The sequence below is a fragment of the Treponema sp. J25 genome, assembly GCF_004343725.1.
In the GTDB taxonomy this organism is placed as follows: Bacteria; Spirochaetota; Spirochaetia; order Treponematales; family Breznakiellaceae; genus J25.
The window spans coordinates 14,158-34,942 of record NZ_PTQW01000006.1 but is presented as its reverse complement, the minus strand read 5'-3'; the positions used below and the strand labels follow the sequence as shown (position 1 = coordinate 34,942).

The window sequence follows — 20,785 nt, the reverse complement described above, 5'->3', positions numbered from 1 at the left end:
AGGAAAGGCCCGTAGGGAAAAACAACAGGGGTCAGGAGAAAAAAATCCGGAGATAGACCAGAAGGTTAAATATCCCATGGGCAAGGGCGGGGGGATGTATCGATCCTGTTTGAAGATACACGAGGGCAAGTATTAAGCCTGCTCCCAGGGCCTGAAAAAAACCCAGAGGGCCCTGGTACAGGTGGGTAAGGGCAAACAGGAGGGAGGAAACAATCACCGGACCCCAGGGAAGTGGTCGCCAGGAGAAGGGGGACCTTTCTATAGACGGGGTGGTACGTGGAAAAGGCTCTATCCGGAGAGTTCCCCTTAGTAGGGGAGCCATTTTTGAAAAAAGATGAGATATCCCCCAGCATTCAAGGAGATAGAGCCGGAAGAACACCTCTTCTGCGTAAGCGCTGAAAAACGTACTAATACTCAGAAGGCACCACTCAAAACCGGTACGGGGCCCCTGTATCTGAAACAGAGGCCCTGAGAATCCGGTACTCACATGATACACCTTTTGTATAATCATTCCAGTAAGGGCAAGTAAAAAGACCGTGAGGGGAATCACCAGGAAATCTTTCCACCGAAAGGAGCGAAGTTTGGGAAGTGCTTCAGGAATATCGAGATGAAAGCGGAACATCAAAAAGGCTATGAGCGGTACATCCCGAAACAAGAGGCGGGTCAGGACTTCATCAACTTTGAAAACACCAAAGGAGGTAAGCCCTTCTTTCTGGGGCATAAGGGGGGTAAAGAGAAGTAAAAAAAGGAGGAGACTTTCGAAAGCCCGCCCTTGTCTCAGGCCCCTATCAGCGGGGGAATCTGCATTATTCATGATGCTGTTCGGGACAAAAAAATATGGTTGAGCCCTTTCATAAAATCTGTTACCCTTATAGTGGGAGAGTGGGGATCTCTCGTATTCTAAAATGAAATAGGAAGGCAAAGCAAGAGATGTGGATACTTCTCCTGTTCCTCATTCTTCTCGGCGGGGCCCTGGTGGTACTGTTCCTGTCCGCAAGGAAGGGGCCAAACTATTCATGGGTAGAGTTCTTTGCCCGAGGGAAGGATGCGGGTTTTAGTTTTGCAGAAATTAATCTGCTTCGTCGTCTTGCCCTGATGGTAAAGCTCGAGGACCCTACCAGTCTTTTCTGGTCAGAGGGACAGCTTGATATGTGCATCCGGGAATACCTGCGCCGCATTCAGATGACCGGCGAAGAAACTAAAGAAGAAACCCAGAAATTCCTTTCTAAACTATATGAATATCGAAAAAAGGTGGCCCTTGAACATCCCAAGGTAAAAAAGGGGCTTTCGAGTACCCGATATATTGAAGTGTTACAACCCCTTAAAGTGCTTGTCGATGGGGTAGGGGTGTATGCTTCGAAGGTTATTGGGAACTCAAGTAAATACCTTTCCATTGAACGACCTGCCGTTCCCTTACGGAAGGGGATTACCGATTGGAAGGGGCGGCGCCTGGCTATTTATTTCTGGCGAAAGGATGATGCGGGATACGTGTTCGATACCTATGTGTTAAACGAGGTTCTCATGAAGGGAACCTACTGTTTGCAGGTAGCCCATTCAGACTCCCTTTTCCGGACCCAAAAACGACGTTCCGTGCGGCTGCGTACCCATAAACCGGCCTATTTGTATTTTTTACAGGAAGGAGAAGAATCCCCTGAAAAGGTGGAAACCGCTCCGGGCCTTAAATGTATTTTGCAGGACCTTTCTGATACGGGGTATGCGGTGGTGGTAGGGGGAAAGGGAAAACCCGAAATGAAGATTAAGGTGCAATTTGAAGTGAATGGGGAACCCCTGGTGATGCCAGGAATCGTTCGTTCGGTGGATTATAACGAAGAAAAAAACAGGTCCGTCCTCCATGTGGAGGCCTATCCTCTCTCGGTTTTGACCCGGAATCGTATCCTTGCGGCGGTGTTTGGGGTAATTCCAGAAACGGACTATGAAAGTGTGTTTAGGGAATCTTCAAGCGAAACGGAAGACTCTGCCCTACTAAAAGAAGAAGGAGGTCGTAGCGATGAGGTTAAGCAATCGGTGGAACAATAACCATGGAAAGACTATGAAGGGATGGAAACTCCTTTTTCTGCTTGTGGTAGGTGGGGCCCTTGGGGGAAGAATACCGCTGGCCGCTCAAGAAGGCAGCGATCTTTTAAGTTCCTACACCCGCAATTTTCTGAAGAGTAGTAGCAGTACCAGGATAGAACTCGTTCAGTCAGCCCTGGCCGACCCCCGACTGGCATCCCAGGTGGGCCCTTTCTGCGACTTTGTGCTTTCCTTTTCCTTGCAGTATAGTGACCTGTTGCGGGATGACCCTGAGCAAATAGCCCTTACTACCCTGGTAGCTCAAAGAATTGGGGATACCGGCTATGTTCAGGCGGTCCAGACCCTCTGGCGGGTGTTTATAGTGTATCGGGATACAAAGGTCCGGGTTGCCATCCTTTCTTCCCTTGCCAAACTCGGTCGAGGAGATAGCCGGATTATTGAAAATCTTAACCAGTTCCTGACGAATCAAAATAACCTTTTCCGTTCCGGTATGGATGTAGATTATGAGATCCTTTCGGCAAGTATTGCCGCCCTTGGTACGTTAGGGGATGGCTCTTCCTTCCCGGTCCTTTTTTCGACCATGATGACCGCCTATCCTGAGGAATACAAAAAACAGGCGGTGCAGGCCCTGGGGATGATTAAGGGGGATTATAAAAAATATCTCATCGATGTGATAAAAAAGAATCCTCCCCTCGAAAAACTGGCGGCCCTGAATATTGCCCAGGAACGGCCCTCCTTTGTGCCGGCAGATCTGGGAGAAATTGCCGAAGCGGCCCTGGAGGTCGCCCTCAGCCTCTATCCTGTTGATCCGGAAGAGCAACGGGCGGTGCAGGATTTGCGCTATCGGTCGGTACAGATTATTCGGGATAACAGATGGAGCCGGGCAAGTACCCTTGTTCTTAAACACTTTTACCAGGTTCAGGGAGATTATGCAAAAAAGCCCGAGGAAAAGGCCCATTTTCTCGATGCCATTGCCTGTCTCGGGGTTATGGGAAGTTCCGAAGCTGCCAGTGCCCTTTCGCTGCACCTCGGTCTTATCAACTCTACTATGGAACGGACCGGTCAGTTTGATAGGGAGGTCCTCGAAGCGATTATTAATGCCCTGGGAGAACTGGGGGATAAGGTGGCCTTTGACTATCTCCTGTATGTTGGATACTTACCCTATCCGGCGGATATAAAGACCCTGGCCCGGAACGCCATGAATCGGCTTCGCTGGTAAGGCTGGATAAGAAGCAATCCCCTATGTATACCCTACTCAGAGCTTCTCCCCTCCTGTTGGCGGCGGGGGGCATGGTGGTGGTGTTTTATGGCTTTCCCTTGGTGCCCCCTTCGGCCCAGTTCTGGATATTAGGCGGTCTCATAGCCTTCGTCATGGTGGCTAAAGCCATGGCTGAAACAGCGATGCTGTATCCCCTCTTTTTTGACAGGGAAAAGAATCATGAAAGGGAAGAACGGCTCTGGCTCCGACTTACCGGTTTTGCTGTTGCCCTTGGGGTTGGTTTCTGTCTTGGGTATGTCTCTTTTCGTGCTGCCCCCTCTCCCGGAGAAAAGGTTGCTTTCACCAGTCTCCTTGAAGGGTCTACCGTTGTTCGCATGGAGGGGACCCTGTCGGGGGATATCCGTAGAACCTCCTCGGGGAACTGGATGGTGCCGATGCGGGTGCGCTGGGTGTGGAATGGCCGTGGTGTGGGGAGTGCTGCCCGGGGGACGGCCCAACTCCTGGTCCCCAAAGATAGGTTGGGGCAGGGGAAGTTCATAGTTGGATATCCCCTTTCTGTGGAAGGTCAATGGAAAGCCCCTGGGGCCTTCTTTATGGTCCGTTCCTGGAGTTTGAATGTTTCGTCGCCCCTGGAGAAACAAGGGAAGACTGGCACTGGTTGGGGTGCACTATATGAGTCCCTTATCCGGAATCTATCGTCTTTTCGGGCTTCAATCCGTACCTGGATTACCGAGCGTCTTGTCTCGTTTTCCTGGGGGCCCCTGGCCCAGGCCCTCCTCCTGGGGGATCGCAACGAACTGGATGGTACCGTAAGCAGGGCTTTCCGGGAAGCGGGCTGTGCTCCCCTCCTGGCCCTTTCGGGGATGCACCTGGCGGTTTTCTCTTGGCTTTTTTTGTGGGGTGGACAACGCCTGGTGGGGAAGCGGGCGGCCCTCCTTATTTCTACATTTTTTCTCTGGGGCTATGTGTACCTGGTAGGGGCCTCCCCCTCCCTTGTACGGGCGGTTCTTATGCTTACCCTCGCTTCGCTTTGCAAGCTCCAGGGTATCCCCATGGATACCCTCAATATTTTGGCCGCCACCTTTATGGTACACCTTTTGTGGGTTCCCGCCGATGGGAGATCCCTCGCGTTTATGCTTTCCTACCTTGCTCTGGTGGGGCTCCTGGTACTCGCCCCCCGGTGGAACTATTTATTGCGGCCCCGTATATCACCCTTCCTCTTGAATGCCCTTACGGCAAGTATGGGGGCCTTTCTTATGACCGCTCCTGTGGTGATTGCATCTTTTGGGGTTTTGTACCCCGTGGGTATTATGATAAGTCCCATCGTAGGGTTCTTCGTTATGGTATTTATGGTTGGGGCCCTCGGGTTTCTCCTGGGGATCCTTCTTTTCCCTTTTCTATCGTTCTTTTTTCAAAGGGCCCTGGAACTGCTCTATACCCTTATACTGGGACTCTTAAAAATGGCTACCTATTTCCCGGCTGTCACGGTTATGTCAGGGAAGATTGAGGCTGGGGGACTTGTTCTTTTTGCAACGCTTGCGATAAGCCTTCTCTTGGTGTATGGTGAAAGTCGTGGAATCAAAAGAGGAATACCCCGGGCTTTCGACCATCTATGATTCTCCTCGGGCTCTGCGGGCTTTTCTAGAACAGCATGGCCTGGGGATGCAAAAAAAATTTGGGCAGAATTTTTTGATTAACCGGGATGTCCGCCGGCGTCTGGTGGATGCCCTGGAGCTTCCGGAAAACCAACCGCTGGTGTGGGAAATAGGTCCCGGTCTTGGCTGTATGACCGAGTTATTGCTAGAACGGGGCTGCCGGGTCCGGGCGTTCGAGATTGATCGAGGTTTTGCCCGTATATTGCGGGACACCTATGGAAGAAATGAAAACTTTGAATTGATAGAGGGGGATGTGCTGGTTACTTGGCAAGAGGCGATGAAGCAAGAACGGCCAGCCTATTTGCTGGGTAATCTCCCCTATAATATCGCTTCCCTTATCCTTGCCCGCATGATCGAAGGGGGACTCCTCTTTAAGCGAATGGTGGTGCTGGTCCAGCGAGAAATGGCAGAGCGAATGCTGGCCTCCGTAGGGACCGAACAGTATTCTTCTTTTTCGGTGCTCTGTCAGTCCCTGTATACAATTAAGAGTCTTATGATTCTTAAGGGCCCTTCTTTTTATCCTCCTCCCAAAGTGGAATCCCAGGGTCTCCTGCTCACGGCCAGGAAAAATATTGCTTTGGAGAGTTATCCTCCCCTTTACTGGGGCCTTGTTCGGGCCCTCTTTGCATCCCGAAGAAAAACAATTAAAAATAATCTGGAGGCCTTCATGCATATGTCCCATCGGGGAAAAAACATGACAGCCGAAACGGATAGTTCTGCCGCCGCTATTCTTGCGGAAGCGGGGCTCGATCCTTCTCTTCGGGCGGAGAACCTTTCGATCGACCAATTTGTGAACCTTGCTATGACGTTGGAGCGATGCTATGGCTATTCGGGATAACCTGGAACGGATCAAAGAACGGATAGAAGCGGCCTGTCAGCGGAGTGGTAGAAAAAGTAGCGAGATCCGCCTCATGGGGGTGAGTAAATTCCAGAGCCTCTCCGCCATCCAGGAAGCCTGGGAAGCGGGGCTCCGTCTGTTTGGTGAGAGCCGCCTTCAAGAGGCCCGGGATAAGCTAGCAAAGCGGCACGACCTCTTCCCCGGTATGGAACTGCATATGATAGGGCCCTTGCAGCGGAACAAGGTACGGCAGGCCCTGTTGCTTTTTGATTGTATCCAATCCATCGATCGGACTGAGGTGCTAGAGGAAATCGAGAAACGGCACAGCGGAGGACCGCCCATTCCTATCTTGCTAGAACTCCATACGGGGGAAGCTTCCAAAACGGGGTTCCCTACCGTTGATGCCCTCACTGAGGCCGTCGAGTATGTCCTTGCTGGAAGGGCCTGCGTCATCCGGGGGCTCATGACCATGGCGCCCTATACAAGCGACACTTCTCTTGTTCGTCAATCCTTCCGCACCCTTTTTCAGGCAAAGCAGCGGTTATTGCAGCGTTTCCCCGAGGTGGATCTTTCTATTCTTTCGATGGGTATGTCTTCGGATTTTGAGGTTGCCATAGAAGAGGGGTCCACCCTTGTACGCATTGGAACAGCCCTGTTTGGGGAACGGGACAAAAAAGAAGGTCAGTGAAAGGGGGTAGCCCGTGAAAAGCAGACAACGATATGGCGCGGTGGCGATGCTTGTGTTTCTTGTTTGGTATGGGGGGCCTCCTCTTTTTTCGCAAAGTACGGGTGCTGCTGCTTCTCCTACCCCAGAACTCTACAAAAAGGATGAATTTCCCCGGTGGCTTCAGGACCTGCGGCGTTTTGAAGTTATCGCCTTTGGAAGTCTCCCCTTTACTATCTTTTTTGCTACCACGGGCATTGATTCGTACCGCTGGGCTACCAATAACTGGGACCAGCGGTATGCTCCCTGGCCCCTCAAGCCTGCGGGGGCCATCGAAATGGATGAGTCCCAACGGTTTCTTGCCCTCGGTATTGGTATTGGAACCTCCCTTATCATTGCCACAGTGGATTACTTTATTCACACCTACAAACGGCAACGGCAAGAGGTAGAATTGCGGGTTCCTCCGCCGGATATCATCATTGAACAAGAGCCCTGGCCTCCTGCGCAGGGTCAGGAAGAACAAAAACCCGAAAAGTAAGAGGAACGAGGTATAGATGGAACACCTCTCTACGGTAGTAGATGAACGGGCCGGAAAAGGGATGCGGCTCGATCGGTATGTGGCAGAATGCGTGGGGATCCTTTCCCGTTCTCAACTAAAGGCCCGGGGCTGTACTGCCCGCTGTAATGGAAGGGACGTCAAACTTTCCCGGATGGTGTATCCAGGGGATCGCCTCGAATTATGGTGGGAAAGTGCGCCGCCGGCGGACCTTGTGCCCCAGGATATTCCCCTGGATATCCTGTATGAAGATGCTTCTGTGGTAGTGATAAACAAGGCCGCGGGGATGGTGGTCCATCCCGGTGCGGCCCATAGGGAAGGAACCCTCGCCAATGCGATTCTTTTTCGGCGATTACAAAGAATGGCTCAGCAAAATACCTGTATGGTTTCACCGATTCCTGCCAATTCCTCGACAAAAAGCCCTCAAAAAGAAATTGAAGATTTTGCCCTTGAGGAAAGGATGGGCCCTACCGCTTTTTTAGAAAAGCCCCCGCTGAACAACGACAGGGTATCCCTTCTTCCGCCGGTACAGCGCCCCGGTATCGTTCATCGACTTGATAAGGATACCACCGGCGTGCTTATCGCCACCTATGAAGATCAGGCCCTGGCCTTTTTGGCTGCCCAGTTTAAGAATCGCAGCACCCGGAAGACCTACCTCGCGATCCTCCAGGGCTCTCCCCCCGCGCCCCGGGGAAAAATAGAAACCTTCCTTACCCGGGATCCTTCCCATCGACAGCGTTTTACCTGGAGCACTGAACGGGGTAAGCAGGCTATTACTTTTTATCGGGTGCTTCGCCTGTTCCGGGGCTATACCCTGGTAGCCCTGTATCCCCGTACGGGGAGGACCCACCAGTTACGGGTGCATATGAAGTACCTTGGGTGCCCTATTCTGGGGGATCGGTTGTATGGAAAAAAGGATAGTCACTTCCCTGAGGCTTCCCTGATGCTCCATGCCTTTCGTCTTACTATTCTTTTGCCGGGAGAAAAGGATCCCCGGACCTTTGTGGCCCCCCTGCCGGAGACGTTTAAAGGGATGCTCCATCGATTGCGAAAAGAACAGGGAATGACTCCACAGGAAGAAAGGGCCTGGCCCCCCTCCTAAAGGGAAGGGACTTTTCATGATAAGGGATAAAACGATGAACCCCTGGATACAGGAAGGTGAGCCCCGGATAGTGTATGAAGAAGAAGCGTTCCTCGTAGTGTATAAACCATCCCGCCTGCATACGGTTCCCCTGGATAGGGAAGAGCAGAACACCCTCCTTGCCTGGTGTGCCCGGAGATATCCCGAGGTTCTGGAGATTAAAGGGAAAAAGCCCATTGAAGGGGGCGTATTACACCGACTGGATTATGAAACCCAGGGGCTTGTCCTGGTTGCAAGGACCCAGGCCTTTTACGATGCCCTGCAACAACAACAGGAAGAAGGTTTGTTCATAAAGGACTATGAGGCCCTCTGTGCTTCTCTGAGAGAAAACAACCCTCCTGTGGCCGGGTATCCCCCGGCTCCTCCTGAAAGTAAAAGAAAGGTAGAAGAGTGGACGTTCCCCTTTGTAATACAGAGTGCTTTTCGGGCCTATGGCCCTGGCCGCAAGGAAGTGCGCCCCCTGCTTACTCAGAAGGCGCAGCCCTTTTCTTCTCTTCGTCGTTCCGCTGCCCTTGATGGGGGAGTTCCCTACGAGACGGAGATCCTTTCGGTTACAAGTCAAGGTGCTGATCGCTTTTTGTTTTCGGTCCGTATCCGTCGGGGTTTTCGCCATCAAATTCGGGTTCACCTGCGATGGCTAGGCTATCCTATTCTGGGGGATGTTCTGTATGGTGGCGCTTCGTGGGAAGAATCCATCCTCGCCTTGCGTTCGTGGCGGATTTCATTCATCCATCCCCAACGAGGTGAACCCTGTTGCATAAACTGGCCTTCACAGGAGAATCTATGATGTGGAAACAGCGGTTAACGCCATCTTTGTTTTATATTTCCTGTAAGGGCTGGGCCGTGAAAGCCGAATCGACCTCCGTATTAAAGCGGATTTCGTGGGTAATTCCTTTGTTAATCCTGGTTTTCCAACTACCTTTTAATTGTTGTTCTACGAGGTTCTTTACCAGAATATAGCCTAAGGAGCTTTCTGGTTTTGCCCGATTAATAAGGCGGCGGGGAGCTTCTTTTACATGCCCATTATCAGAAATGGTGATAATAACTTCGTTCCCCGTCGTTTGTCCTTCAATGATGATCCGTTTGCTCGGAGCATCAACTTCGAAACCTGCCTTATGAATATCTGATACAATTTCGTTTAGAACTAAACTAAGAATTGTGGCCTGATTAATGGAAAGAAAAATTACAGGGACTTTGATAGAAACCTGTACGCCATCATCAAAAAGGGCATCTAATCCTTCTATTAAACGTCGTATGGCTTCCTGAAGGGGAAGACGGTCAACTTCTCCGTCTTCAGAAATACACTCATGAACGGCCGCAATAGCCATGATTCTGGTTCGGGCTTCTTCCAACACCTCTTCGGGACTTTCGTCATGGAGGGAGCTAATCTGAAGCGATAAAAGGCTTAAAAGAATCTGCAGATTGTTTTTTACCCGGTGATGTACCTCCCGAACGAGGATGCTTTTTTCTTCCAGGGCCTTCCGCAGTTGCATCTCCGTGTTTTTTTGCTCCGTAATATCTTCTATGGTGAGAAAGGAGAAGTTCAGGTGTTTGACGTTGTACTGGAGTCCCTGAATAGCCGCTTTCAGGTATTTCCTCCCAATAAGGTGAAAATTGCGGTGGATTTCTATCACGACCGGTTCGGTGGTTGGTTTTACGCTGAGGAGGCGATTCATTTCTTCGAAGTTAAAAAAACCATCGGAAATCCGTAGGAACGGTTGTCCCAGCACCATGCCGGGGGTAAGGTTAAAGAGATCGTAAAAGGCCAGATTGGCGGAGATAACTTTTCGGTTCTCGTCAAGCACCACCAGAGGATGTTTTACCGAATCGATGATACTTTCTGCATAATCCAGGGCGTCCCGGGATTTTTTTTCTGCCCACTTCCTTTCGATAATTTCTGTTTTAAGTTGATTAATGAGCCGCAGAATATCCTCATCGTATTTTATATCGATACCACTTCCATTTTCATCCATGAAAAAAGCCCTTCCTTGTAGCAGACGAAAGCGGTACAGAATACCTGACCTTCTCTTACTATACCGGCACTTTGGGAAAAAGGCAAGTTTTTTGGATTTTTGATAAAAAATTACGCTACTTTCGTTATTTAAAGATATGCATCAAGATCGACTTTTTATCTCTTCTCCCTTGATGAGTAACTAAGAAAAGGGTGTTTTTCTCTACCTCTGATTGTGGGGCCCCAATTCCAAAGAATTTTACAAAGCTACCTTTTTCCTTTATCTGGGTCTCCCAATGGAGCTCCCAAAAAATACCTTCGGGCCTCGGCAGCCAGATAAAAGGAGCCACACACGAGAAGTGCCTTCCCCTTCTCGTGTGCTTTGTGGATTGCCAGGTTAATTGCCGCATCGGTCTCCTCCAGGGTTTTAAAGGACCCCCCGCTTTTCCGAAAGGCCTCCTCCATCCGGGGGAGGTCACTCTTTTTAAAATTTCCAGGCCTGGTGAGGATAATCTCGCGGAAATGGGGTGCCAGAATATTGGCCATGCTTTCTACGTCTTTGTCGGCGGCACATCCAAATAAAAGGATGTTCCCTTCCCCATAGAGGGTGCAAAATGTGGTAAGACAGAGCTTGATGCTCCGGGGAGTATGGGCCCCATCAAGGATAACCTCGGGGTCTTCGTGTATCCGTTCAAAACGAGCAGGAAGGGAAAGGGAGGAAAGCTCTGAAAGAAGGGCCGTCCACTCCGTATCAGGAAAAATCCTATACAGGGCTGCGAGGGCCTGGAGGGTGTTCCAGGCCTGAATCTCCCCAATAAGGGGAATCGAAAGGTTCTGAGGGTGGGCCCTCAGGTTTTCTGGCCAAAGATGGGATGTTTCCCCTTCCTTTACTTTCCAGGTCCATTGGGTTCCCCGGGGAGAAATGTGGATTTCTTTTACCTCCACCATGTCAGGAAGATAATAGAGGGGGGCCTGTCGTTCTTGAGCGATAGATTGAAACACCGACAGGGCTTCTGCTTGCTGAGGAGCAAGAACTACCGGTTTCCCCTTTTTTATGATCCCCGCCTTTTCTCCTGCGATGGCTGCGATGGTGTTTCCTAAATATGCCGTATGCTCGAGTTCGATGGGTGTAATCACCGATACCAGGGGGTTTACAATATTGGTGGCATCGAGCCGACCTCCCATGCCTACTTCCACCACCATAATGTCTACCTGGGCCCTGCGGCAACAGAGGAAAAAGAGCAGGGTACAGAGTTCAAAAAAAGTGGGGGCCTCGCCATTCCCCCTGGTGGGATCAAAGAACTGGGGGTATGCTACCGGAGCTTTTTCCACGATCTGCCGCAGTTCTTCCCCCGCTGCGCAATAGATATCTTCCTCAAAAAAACGATCTGCCAGGCCTATCCGTTCCCGGTAATCGCTTACATGGGGTGAAAGATAACGACCGGTGCTAAGACCGGATCTCTGGAGCAACGAGGCTATGATGGTACTTACGGACCCCTTTCCTTTGGATCCCGCCACATGGATTACCGGAGCGCATTTTTCAGGATGTCCTGCGAGTTCCGCCATGGCTTCCATCCGGTCCAGCCGAAAGGGGCGGCTCGAGGGAATCTTTTCATAGTTGGTAAAGGATTCTATCCACAAAAAAACCTGTTCGCTACTCGTAAAGGGGGATCCGTATGCCATGATGGCCTATCTTTGGGTATTTTTTCCTTTTTGACAAGGCCACTGCCTATGTTTGGGGGAAGGGCCCGGGTGTTTTATATGACGCTTTTCCCTTGGGCCAGGGCTTACCAATCTGACCCACCTTATACATTGCCAAAAGACGGAGCTTTCGGTAGTATAGGGTTTTATGAGTATGGTGGAGCTTCCGGAAAGGTTGGTGGGTGTCCCCATCCATATGGTGGGTATAAAAGGAACGGGTATGTGTGCCCTGGCAGAATTGCTTTCTGCGCAGGGAGCCCGGATCCGGGGGTCTGACACGGCCGACCAATTTTATACGGATGCCATTCTTAAGGAATTACGCATCCCGGTGCAGGAGGGCTTTTCGGCCCAGAACCTTTTACCCGACACAAAACTGGTGATCCATTCGGCGGCCTATGACCCGGGAAGTCATGTGGAACTCCTCCGAGCCCGAGAGATGGGGATTCCTATCATAAAATACACCGATGCTCTGGGAGCCTATTCTCGTCGTTTCGATTCGTCGGCGGTGGCGGGGGTGCACGGGAAAACCACCACCACTGCCCTGGTAGGGACGATCCTTAAGGAGCTTAACCTTCCCGCCCAGGTTCTTGCGGGAAGTGGGGTTAGCAATTTTAATAACCGTTCTACCCTTATTCTGGGAAATACCTTCTTTGTGGCAGAAACCTGCGAATATCGACGACATTTTCTGGCCTTTTCTCCGCGCCGGATCCTTTTAACCAGCGTAGAAAGCGATCATCAAGACTATTATCCTACCTATGAATCTATCCGGGATGCCTTTGTGGAATATGCTCAACGGCTGCCCCAGGGAGGGCTGCTCATCTATTGTTATGATGATGCCGGGGCCCGGGACGTGGCCGATCGGATTGGGGCGCTCAGGCCGGATATTCAACGTATCCCGTACGGGAAAACTGCGGAAGGCCCCTTTGGGGTTACCGCCGTCCGCCAGGGAGAGGAGTGTACCCTTTTTAGTCTGCGAGGAATGGAGGGGGAGTTTTCGCTCTCCGTTCCTGGTTTCCATACGGTGCTCAACGCGACGGGGGCCATCGCTCTGGTAAGCTCCCTCCTCGCTACCTTTGATGGGAAGGCCGATGGTTTTACAGAGATTCTGCCCGAGCTCTGGACCGCTTCCCGTCTGGAGGCCCTTCGGCGAGGCTTGGCCTCGTTTCGGGGAAGTCGGCGGCGGAGCGAACGGATCGGCGAGGCCCAGGGAATCCTTATCATGGATGATTACGCCCATCATCCTACGGCAATTAAAACGACCCTGGCGGGACTTCGGGCCTTTTATCCCCGGCGTCGCCTGATTGTAAGCTTTATGAGTCACACCTACAGTAGGACCGCTTCCCTCCTGGATGAGTTTGCCGCATCCTTCTATGATGCGGATATGGTGCTGCTCCATGCCATTTATCCCTCTGCCCGGGAAACCTATACGGGCGGGGTAACAGGAAAGACCCTTTTTGAGCGGGCCGCTTCCCTGTACCCAGCGGTGTACTATTTTGACGATCCCCTCGAGGCCCTTCCTTTTTTGCAAAGGACCTTACGACCGGGGGATCTTTTTATTACCATGGGAGCAGGGGATAATTGGAAACTGGGAAGGGCCCTGTACGAAGCGTTACGAAACCAGGAAAAAACCGGGGAAAACTAAAACGGGCCTTTACAAGCTTACAAAGATGGGAAAGGACTATCGTAGTAAGAATGGTGAAGTACAGGGGCGAGGAGGAATGATGTGAAAAGTATGACAGGATACGGCTATGGAGAACAAACCGCCGATTTTGGAAGCCTTTCGGTAGAACTTCGGGGCTACAATAGCCGTTTTCTCGAGCTGAATATCAACCTTCCTTCTTCTCTTATGGTTTTTGAGCAACCCATTCGGGAATACCTGGCGGACCATTGCGAGCGGGGCAAAGTGGAGGTGACGGTACGACTGCGGGAACTTGTCTCTGAGAGCGAAGTGGTGGTGGATACCCCTATGGCCCTCTCCTACTATAAGGCATTACAGGAATTGAGCGCGGCCCTCGGTCTTGGAGAAACTCCACGACTGGCTACCATTGTCAGCATGGAAGGGGTGCTCCAGGTAGAAAAAAAGCGGGATCCCGAGCGGTATCGTCCTTTTCTGAATCAGGCCCTGGAAGAGGCGATGCGTCAGTTTGAAGCCCAGCGGGCCCGGGAAGGGGAGGCTACCGCCGAGGATATCCTTCGGCATGTAGGAACCATCGAAACATCCCTTGCCACGGTACAAACACATGCGCCCCAGCTGGAAGAACATATCAAGAAAAACCTGCGTCAGCGGTTTCAGGAAGTGATGGGGGATCTGGTGGATGAAAACCGCATCCTGACAGAAACGGCGGTACTTCTCATGAAGTATACCATTTCGGAGGAAATAAGCCGCCTTATGACTCATCTTAAGGAATTCCGCCGGGAACTCAAAGAAAATCCTGCGCCAGGGAAAAAGCTTGATTTTCTTTGCCAGGAAATGAATCGGGAAGTAAACACCATCGGAAGTAAGAGTCCCCTCATTGAAGTAAGCCAGGCGGTGGTGGCCATGAAGGATGCCCTGGAAAATATCCGGGAACAGTTAAGGAATGTGGAATGAAGGCAGTTCAGGACCTACGGATCGCTATTTCCGGGAAGAGTGGCTGTGGCAATACCACGGTGAGCAGGCTTCTGGCAAGCCGTCTCGGGCTCCGGTGCATCAATTTTACCTTTCGGAACCTGGCCCAGGAACAGGGGCTCTCCCTCGAAGAGGTGTTGCGCCGGGCTAGTACCGATGATTGGTGGGACCGGGAAGTGGATCGCCGACAGGTGGAGCTTGCCCGGCAAGATGGGGGCTGTGTGCTTGGTTCCCGGCTGGCTATCTGGATGCTCCCCGAGGCGGATCTCAAGGTGTACCTCCGGGCTCAGCCGGAGGTACGGGCCCAACGGATTCAACAACGGGAGGGGGGCGACCTCGAGACCATAACCCGGTTTACCCTGGAACGGGACCGGCAGGATCGGGAACGGTACCTCCGGTTATATGGGATTGATAATGATGTGTATGATTTTGCGGATCTTATCATTGATGTGGATCAGCCCGGCCCGGAAGAGATTGTGGAACAGATAGTGAAAGCCCTTTCTCAACGGGGATATGGTCCCCTTCCGGGCCAATCCCCCTGATTTCTGTGCGAGCCTGTATGGAACAGGAACAGAAAGAGCTTTTAGAAGCCTTTACAAGCGCCGTGTGGTCCCATTTTAAGGAAGCGGGACGGGATTTCCCCTGGCGGAGGACTGTCCATCCCTGGGGTGTCCTTGTTTCGGAGGTGATGCTCCAACAGACCCAGACCGAACGGGTGGTGCCCTATTACGAACGGTGGATGCAACGCTGGCCCCGGCCAGAGCTGCTCGCAGCGGCCCCCTTCCCGGAGGTGCTTAAGGAGTGGTCAGGCCTGGGCTACAATCGACGGGCCCGGTACCTTCAGGAAGCGGCCCGCCGTATTACTGAACACTATGGAGGACTGGTCCCCGCTTCTGTGCACGAACTGGAACGGCTGCCCGGCATCGGACCGTATACCGCCCGGGCGGTGGCTTGTTTTGCCTACAATACCCCCGAAGTTTTTATCGAAACCAACATCCGGGCGGCGGTGCTCCACTTCTTTTTTCAAGATCGGGAGGGTGTGCCGGATCAGGAACTGGTGCCCATCCTGGAGGCGGCCCTGGACCGAGAACGGCCCCGGGAGTGGTACTGGGCCCTTATGGATTACGGGGCGGCCCTTAAGAAAATTCTCCCCAATCCTTCTCGAAAGAGCGCCCACTATAATCGCCAAAGCCCCTTTAAGGGGTCCCGTCGTCAAATTCGAGGGGCCATTCTCCGTATTCTTTCCCGGGAAGGGGCCCTTACCCTGGAAGAACTGGAACAGCATGCTGGCTACGAAAGGACCCGGCTTGCTTCGGTCCTCCAGGACCTGCAAAAGGAATCCTTTGTTGCCGAATCGGAAGGGCAGTATCGCATTGCCAGTGGAGCACCCGAGAGGTAAGAGCCGCTGGTTTTTTAAGGGCCCTGGTTTCTCTACCTCGATTCTCCCTTATGGACAGAATGGCCCTGATAGGGTAAGGTAAACATATGTTTGTTTCGGTAGTGCTGGATCCTGGTTCAGAAGAGCGGGCCCGCGAACTGGCCAACATCATTGCCCAGTATGGCTTTGAGAAGGTTCAACGGGGAGTATGGGAATCGGCTCTGATACATCCGGATACCCTTGTTCGCCTTAAGTACGATCTTGACCGGGCTACCGATGCCTTTGATAGAATCAGGATATACCAGTATCCGGTGGAAGGGACCCTGGTGATTTCATACCTGAAAGATAAAAAATGGCAAAAGTTGGTCTCCCGTCCGCCGGCACAAAAATAAGACCCCATAATCATCGTCTAGATAGAAAGGAGTAAGAATCGTATGTTGCTCATCGAGTTAGGGTCTCCTATTCAAGCTTTAAAGGCCCGTATCATGGATACCTGGAGGCGTCTTTGAAGCATCGGGAATAGCACAAAAGATACAGGTCCTAGAGACAAGGACCCAAGAATCGGACTTTTGGAATGACCAGGAAGGGGCCGAAAAGGTCCTGGCAGAACTGAAGGGCCTTAGGAATCGGTACGAACCGTGGAAAAAGTTAGTGCAAGAGGTGGAGGACCTGGAGGTGCTTCACCAGCTTGCGGAGGCAGAGGGGGATGAATCCCATGCGGCGGAAATAGAGCAGACCCTTCGGGACCTAGAAAGTCGCTTTGAAAAGCTCAACATCGTGGAACTCATGTCCGGTGAGGTGGACGAAAAGGGGTGCTTCCTTACGGTTCATGCGGGGGCGGGAGGAACCGAAGCCTGTGACTGGGCCCGGATGCTCTACCGCATGTACCTGCGATGGGCCGAACGGCGGGGCTTCCAGGTGGAAGAACTGGATCTCCTAGAAGCCGAAGGGGGCATTAAATCGGTGACCGTCCAGATCGAAGGCCCCTATGCCTATGGATACCTGAAGGGGGAGTCAGGTGTCCATCGGCTTGTGCGGATATCTCCCTTTGATGCGAACGCCCGCCGTCATACCTCCTTTGCTTCGGTGTATGTGTTTCCTCTCCTGGATGATTCGGTGGAAGTGGAGATTCGCCCTGAGGACCTACGGATCGATACCTATCGTTCCGGGGGTGCCGGGGGCCAGCATGTGAACAAAACGGACAGTGCGGTCCGCATTACCCATATCCCCACGGGAATTGTGGTGGCCTGCCAGAATGAACGGAGCCAGATAAAGAACAAGGCCATCGCCATGAACATGCTCAAGGCCAGGCTCTATGAATACTACCGGGCCGAAAAAGAAAAGGAACACGAAAAATTTGCCCAGGAGAAAAAGGACATCTCATGGGGTAACCAAATCCGAAGCTATGTGTTTCAGCCATATACGCTGGTAAAGGATAACCGTACCAAGATAGAGGTGGGAAATATTCAGGCCGTCATGGACGGAGATATCGATATATTTATCGAGGGGTATCTGCGGTTTGTGTGGCAATCTAATCAGCATGCCCAGTAAAAAACTTCGACGCCTCTTGATACTCCCCTGGTTTTTCATGGTGGGGATGGGGCTGTGGGGGGGCCAGGAAGAAAGGTCCCCCTGGGTCCTTCAGCTTACCGCCTTGGATACGGCTTCTTTGCAGGAATCTCAGCGCTATCTGGGGGCAGTTATTATGAGGGAACTCCGGTCCTACCTTTCAGAGCTTTCTGAACGGGAGCGGAGTGCCGAGGAACTACAACGTTATCAGCGAAAGCTCCAGCAGGAGAGAATCCAGCAGCTTGCCAAAGAAATTGCGAATAAGCGCTCAGAGCGGGATGCCCTTCTTTTTAAGGGTCTTGGGTCATCAAAATACGAAGAAGAACGAAAAAAGATTGATCAGACCCTTGCGGAATTGCAAAAGAACCTCGCCGCTGCTCAGGAAGCCTTTCCGCTTCCCCCAAACCCTGTTCCTCTCAAGGTGCTCCCTGCCGGGACGGAAGATACCTTCCCTCCTATGCCGAAAGAAGGAGAGCGCCGCTCCTATTGCAAAGAAAAAAAAGTAGATGCCCTGCTGGGCGGATTTCTTCAGTCCTTTTATGGGCGGTGGAAGCTTTCCCTGTCCCTGTACAGTGCCCTGGAGGACCGAATCATCTATGAAGATGTAGTCGCCTTTGCCACGGAGGATCAGGAACGGGCCTTGGAAGCGGTGGTGTATGAATTGTGGAGGGTTCTTTCTGGTAAAGACCTAGGGGTTCTGGAAATCCAGGTAGAACCTAAGGATGCCTCGGTTATCGTGGACGGTATCCCTTTCCCCTCGGGGAGCCGTCTTGTGGGGCCACCCCGGACCTTCAATCTCCTCTTTCGGGTCCCGGGCTATTATCTCTATAGCCTTTCGGTAGACCGGGCTTCCGGGGCCCTCACCAGGGTGGCCCTTTCCTTAAAACCCCTCTCGTTGCAGGCCCTGTCGGTAGAAACAAGCCCCGAACAGTCCCGGGTGTACCTCGGGGGCCTCTATGTAGGCACCACGCCCCTTTCCCTTACTCTTGCCCCGGGGGCGCTCGAAGCCATCCAACTGGTGAGTCCCGACGGAAAGGAACAGACCCTGGTGACCCGCCTTGAGTATGATCGGCCAGCACCTCAGGGTATCAGCTGGCAGTTTGCTTCTGAGAAAAAGGATCCCCCTTCGGTGGAGGTTACGCGGAAACGGTTTTATCAGGCCTTTGGCCGTTTTTGGCTTGCCCTGCCGATGGCTTTTTTGCTGAATGGGATATATCAAAATTATGTTATCGCGGTAGAATACCAGGGTCTGTATAATCTCCTTGGCGATGCCCAGCGGACCTACTATGTGTCAGCCGGGGCCTGGGTAGTGACGGGAATCTTCCTGGCAGAGTCCCTCTATCATCTTAATAGGTATATTGATGGGGTGACCCAACAAACGGTGCCCCTTGTGGAGCCCCGATGAAGGGTTTTAGGATGCAAAAAAGATTGGATGATGCGGGTATGATGAATCCATAGCGATGAAAGAGGAGTGTAGCTTTTTATGGGACTGGGGAGCTTTGCGGAAAAACTAAAACAGCTTATTCAGGGAAGTCGGGGTATTTCGGAGGACTTTTTTGAACACCTTGAGGATTACCTTGTCGAGGGAGACCTGGGGGCCCAGGAAAGTGTTTCTGTGGTGGAAAAACTCCGCATCCGCTGTAAGAAGGAAGGCCTCTCTGAGGCGGGGGAAGTCCGGCAACTTTTGGCAAGAATTCTTGTGGAAGAACTGGATCCTCTCTATAAAAATCAAGGTCCCCTTTTGAATCCACAAGAACGGGGTGTTTTTCTTATTTTGGGGGTAAACGGGGTAGGAAAAACCACCAGCTGTGCTAAACTGGCGGCCCGCTATCAAAAAGAGGGCCGAAAGGTAATCCTGGCGGCGGCGGACACCTTCCGGGCGGGGGCCATAGATCAACTTAAAATCCATGGGGAGCGGTTACATCTTCGGGTGGTGGCCCACCAGAGTGGGGGGGATCCGGCGGCGGTGGTCTACGATGCCCTTGAAGCGGCCCATGCCCAGCAGGCAGAACTGGTCATTGCCGATACGGCGGGGCGGATGCACACCAAAACCGCCCTGGTAGAGGAATTGAAAAAGATCGATCGGGTTATTGCTTCCCGCGCAGGGGATTGGATTTCTCGGAAGATCCTCGTTCTGGATGCCACCACCGGAAGGAATGCTCTTTCCCAGGCAGAGGTGTTTCACCAGGCGGTACACCTGGATGGGGTAATCCTGAGCAAGTATGATTCTACCGCCCGGGGAGGGGTGGTGTTTCCCCTGGGCCGCCAACTTTCACTGCCCATTCTTTTTTTAGGAGAAGGGGAACGATACGAAGACTTAAGGCCCTTTCAACTAGAACGTTTTGTAGGGGAATTCGTGGGGCTGGCATAGATCCTATGGGGATAGAACGGGCTTTCCGAGGGTTTGATTATTCCTCCAGAGGCATCGCCCTTGTGGCAATGTGGGGGCTCTTCATCCTCTTTCCCCTTGCCGCAGAACGGTGGTACCTCTCCAATGCGGCGGGAATCCCTCTGCGGGAAGTTCCTGCCCTGGTGGCTCAAAAGCAGGAGTATGCCCTGCGGGTAGACTGGGCCGCCCCTTCCTTACTAGCGAAGGAACTGCGGGAACGGTATTTCCCCCAGATGGCCCAACTTGAAAAGGCGGAGCTCTTTCATCGGGGGAAGCCCATTCTGATGCGGTATCGTATCTACGATGCCTCCCTGGGGTTGCTCGGACGAGTTCAGGAGGATCAGTATAACCGTCGTTTCGTCGAAGTCCTTGATGTCCAGGGACGGCGTCGTATCGAAGAGTGGAGTGAAAGAAAAGCTCCCGAGGGAGGGGCGGAAGCCCAAAAACAGGAGGAAAATTTCTACGAGGGACTGGTGGCCTATTATACCTATGATGGCTCTGTGCTGGTACAGGGAGATGTCCAGGATCTTCGTGGAAAAACCCTGTGGAAAGATCGGTATCGATATGATCGAACAGGGGCACTCCGTGCCGTGTATCGGGAATACGCCGATACGGGGGAAAGGGAGAATATTTCTTTTGTATCCCTTTTAGGTTTAGGGAATGACCCCATCCCTTCTTCCGAGAAGGGGTCCCTTGGCATTGGTATGGCTGAAAGAGAACAGGGAGTCAAAAAAAGCGAGGTAAACCTGGATTCCCGCGGCAGGGTACTGGAAGAAAGGCAACTGGATGAAAAGGGTGCCCTGGTGGTGACGGTGTACAATCGCTGGGATTCAGATCGTCTTGTAGAACAACGGCGGGTTTACCCCGATGGCCGGGAAAGCCGCACCTCCTATCAGTATGATACGGAAGGACGTCTTACGGAAGAACGGAACTATCAGCAGGGTGTTCTGGAACGGCGGGTGTTCTATCAGGGAGAACAGGAAGTGGAAGAACTGTATCAGAATGGAAAAACTATTCTGCGCATTGTCCGGGAAGGGGGCGTAAAAGTTCGGGAAGAGTGGCCCGGGAGGAGGAGGTAACGT

Annotated in this window: 20 protein-coding genes; 17 read left to right on the top strand and 3 right to left on the bottom strand. The window is 52.2% G+C overall.

All coding sequences use genetic code 11. The annotated features are described in order from the left end of the window. Positions 1 to 31: 31 nt before the first annotated feature. A complete protein-coding gene (locus C5O22_RS01895; RefSeq protein WP_165910364.1) occupies positions 32 to 721 on the bottom strand; it encodes a CPBP family intramembrane glutamic endopeptidase in 690 nt (229 codons plus the stop codon). Positions 722 to 930: 209 nt separating this feature from the next. Here C5O22_RS01895 and C5O22_RS01890 point away from each other — a divergent pair, with 209 nt between their 5' ends. The 8 genes from C5O22_RS01890 to C5O22_RS01855 are packed head-to-tail and all read left to right on the top strand — an operon-like array spanning position 931 to position 8,894. Further along, positions 931 to 2,037, top strand: coding sequence for a PilZ domain-containing protein (locus tag C5O22_RS01890; protein ID WP_132779505.1), 1,107 nt, complete (start codon positions 931 to 933; stop codon positions 2,035 to 2,037). Continuing rightward, on the top strand, positions 2,009 to 3,253 hold the full coding sequence (locus C5O22_RS01885) for a HEAT repeat domain-containing protein (protein ID WP_243692845.1): 1,245 nt from the start codon (positions 2,009 to 2,011) through the stop codon (positions 3,251 to 3,253). Before C5O22_RS01890 ends, C5O22_RS01885 begins: the two co-directional genes overlap by 29 nt. Before the next feature lie 23 nt (positions 3,254 to 3,276). After that, positions 3,277 to 4,869 carry a ComEC/Rec2 family competence protein gene (locus tag C5O22_RS01880; RefSeq protein WP_132779504.1) on the top strand — a complete coding sequence of 531 codons (1,593 nt, stop codon included), beginning with the start codon at positions 3,277 to 3,279 and terminating at the stop codon, positions 4,867 to 4,869. Further along, positions 4,814 to 5,746 (top strand): 16S rRNA (adenine(1518)-N(6)/adenine(1519)-N(6))-dimethyltransferase RsmA, encoded by a 933-nt coding sequence (gene rsmA, locus C5O22_RS01875; RefSeq protein WP_132779503.1) that lies wholly within the window; start codon positions 4,814 to 4,816, stop codon positions 5,744 to 5,746. Before C5O22_RS01880 ends, rsmA begins: the two co-directional genes overlap by 56 nt. Beyond that, positions 5,730 to 6,434: a YggS family pyridoxal phosphate-dependent enzyme gene (locus tag C5O22_RS01870; protein WP_132779502.1), complete on the top strand. Its 705-nt coding sequence runs from the start codon at positions 5,730 to 5,732 to the stop codon at positions 6,432 to 6,434. The genes rsmA and C5O22_RS01870 overlap by 17 nt, the downstream gene beginning before the upstream one ends. 13 nt (positions 6,435 to 6,447) lie before the next feature. Then, the gene (locus tag C5O22_RS01865; RefSeq protein ID WP_132779501.1) at positions 6,448 to 6,948 is read left to right on the top strand and encodes a hypothetical protein; all 501 of its coding nucleotides are present in this window, start codon (positions 6,448 to 6,450) and stop codon (positions 6,946 to 6,948) included. Between the two features lie 16 nt (positions 6,949 to 6,964). Continuing rightward, entirely contained in the window at positions 6,965 to 8,068 is a 1,104-nt protein-coding gene (locus tag C5O22_RS01860) for an RluA family pseudouridine synthase (RefSeq protein ID WP_132779500.1), read from the top strand. 16 nt (positions 8,069 to 8,084) lie between these two features. Continuing rightward, positions 8,085 to 8,894 (top strand): pseudouridine synthase, encoded by an 810-nt coding sequence (locus C5O22_RS01855; RefSeq protein WP_165910363.1) that lies wholly within the window; start codon positions 8,085 to 8,087, stop codon positions 8,892 to 8,894. A gap of 31 nt (positions 8,895 to 8,925) precedes the next feature. Here C5O22_RS01855 and C5O22_RS01850 read toward each other — a convergent pair whose 3' ends face one another. Next, positions 8,926 to 10,080 (bottom strand): sensor histidine kinase, encoded by a 1,155-nt coding sequence (locus C5O22_RS01850; protein ID WP_132779499.1) that lies wholly within the window; start codon positions 10,078 to 10,080, stop codon positions 8,926 to 8,928. A gap of 245 nt (positions 10,081 to 10,325) precedes the next feature. Further along, positions 10,326 to 11,741: a bifunctional folylpolyglutamate synthase/dihydrofolate synthase gene (locus C5O22_RS01845; protein ID WP_132779498.1), complete on the bottom strand. Its 1,416-nt coding sequence runs from the start codon at positions 11,739 to 11,741 to the stop codon at positions 10,326 to 10,328. Between the two features lie 166 nt (positions 11,742 to 11,907). Here C5O22_RS01845 and murC point away from each other — a divergent pair, with 166 nt between their 5' ends. From murC to C5O22_RS01800, 9 genes are all read left to right on the top strand, one after another. Next, a complete protein-coding gene (murC, locus tag C5O22_RS01840) occupies positions 11,908 to 13,401 on the top strand; it encodes a UDP-N-acetylmuramate--L-alanine ligase (RefSeq protein WP_132779497.1) in 1,494 nt (497 codons plus the stop codon). Between the two features lie 90 nt (positions 13,402 to 13,491). After that, positions 13,492 to 14,349, top strand: a complete 858-nt coding sequence (locus C5O22_RS01835) for a YicC/YloC family endoribonuclease (protein ID WP_243692849.1) — start codon at positions 13,492 to 13,494, stop codon at positions 14,347 to 14,349. Continuing rightward, positions 14,346 to 14,909: a (d)CMP kinase gene (gene cmk / locus C5O22_RS01830; protein WP_132779495.1), complete on the top strand. Its 564-nt coding sequence runs from the start codon at positions 14,346 to 14,348 to the stop codon at positions 14,907 to 14,909. The genes C5O22_RS01835 and cmk overlap by 4 nt, the downstream gene beginning before the upstream one ends. 17 nt (positions 14,910 to 14,926) lie before the next feature. Then, positions 14,927 to 15,766, top strand: coding sequence for an HhH-GPD family protein (locus tag C5O22_RS01825; RefSeq protein WP_132779494.1), 840 nt, complete (start codon positions 14,927 to 14,929; stop codon positions 15,764 to 15,766). Positions 15,767 to 15,852: 86 nt separating this feature from the next. Beyond that, positions 15,853 to 16,137: a CRISPR-associated endonuclease Cas2 gene (locus C5O22_RS01820; protein WP_132779493.1), complete on the top strand. Its 285-nt coding sequence runs from the start codon at positions 15,853 to 15,855 to the stop codon at positions 16,135 to 16,137. Between the two features lie 42 nt (positions 16,138 to 16,179). Further along, positions 16,180 to 17,296 (top strand): peptide chain release factor 2 gene (gene prfB, locus C5O22_RS01815; RefSeq protein WP_243692844.1). Its coding sequence is split into 2 segments (ribosomal slippage): positions 16,180 to 16,251 and positions 16,253 to 17,296, totalling 1,116 coding nucleotides; the frame shifts between segments, so codons are not numbered across the junction. Continuing rightward, the gene (locus C5O22_RS01810) at positions 17,286 to 18,719 is read left to right on the top strand and encodes a PEGA domain-containing protein (RefSeq protein ID WP_132779492.1); all 1,434 of its coding nucleotides are present in this window, start codon (positions 17,286 to 17,288) and stop codon (positions 18,717 to 18,719) included. Before prfB ends, C5O22_RS01810 begins: the two co-directional genes overlap by 11 nt. A gap of 78 nt (positions 18,720 to 18,797) precedes the next feature. After that, complete coding sequence (gene ftsY / locus C5O22_RS01805; RefSeq protein ID WP_132779491.1) at positions 18,798 to 19,685, top strand: signal recognition particle-docking protein FtsY; 888 nt, start codon at positions 18,798 to 18,800, stop codon at positions 19,683 to 19,685. Positions 19,686 to 19,690: 5 nt separating this feature from the next. Further along, positions 19,691 to 20,782, top strand: a complete 1,092-nt coding sequence (locus C5O22_RS01800; protein ID WP_132779490.1) for a hypothetical protein — start codon at positions 19,691 to 19,693, stop codon at positions 20,780 to 20,782. Positions 20,783 to 20,785 lie beyond the last annotated feature (3 nt).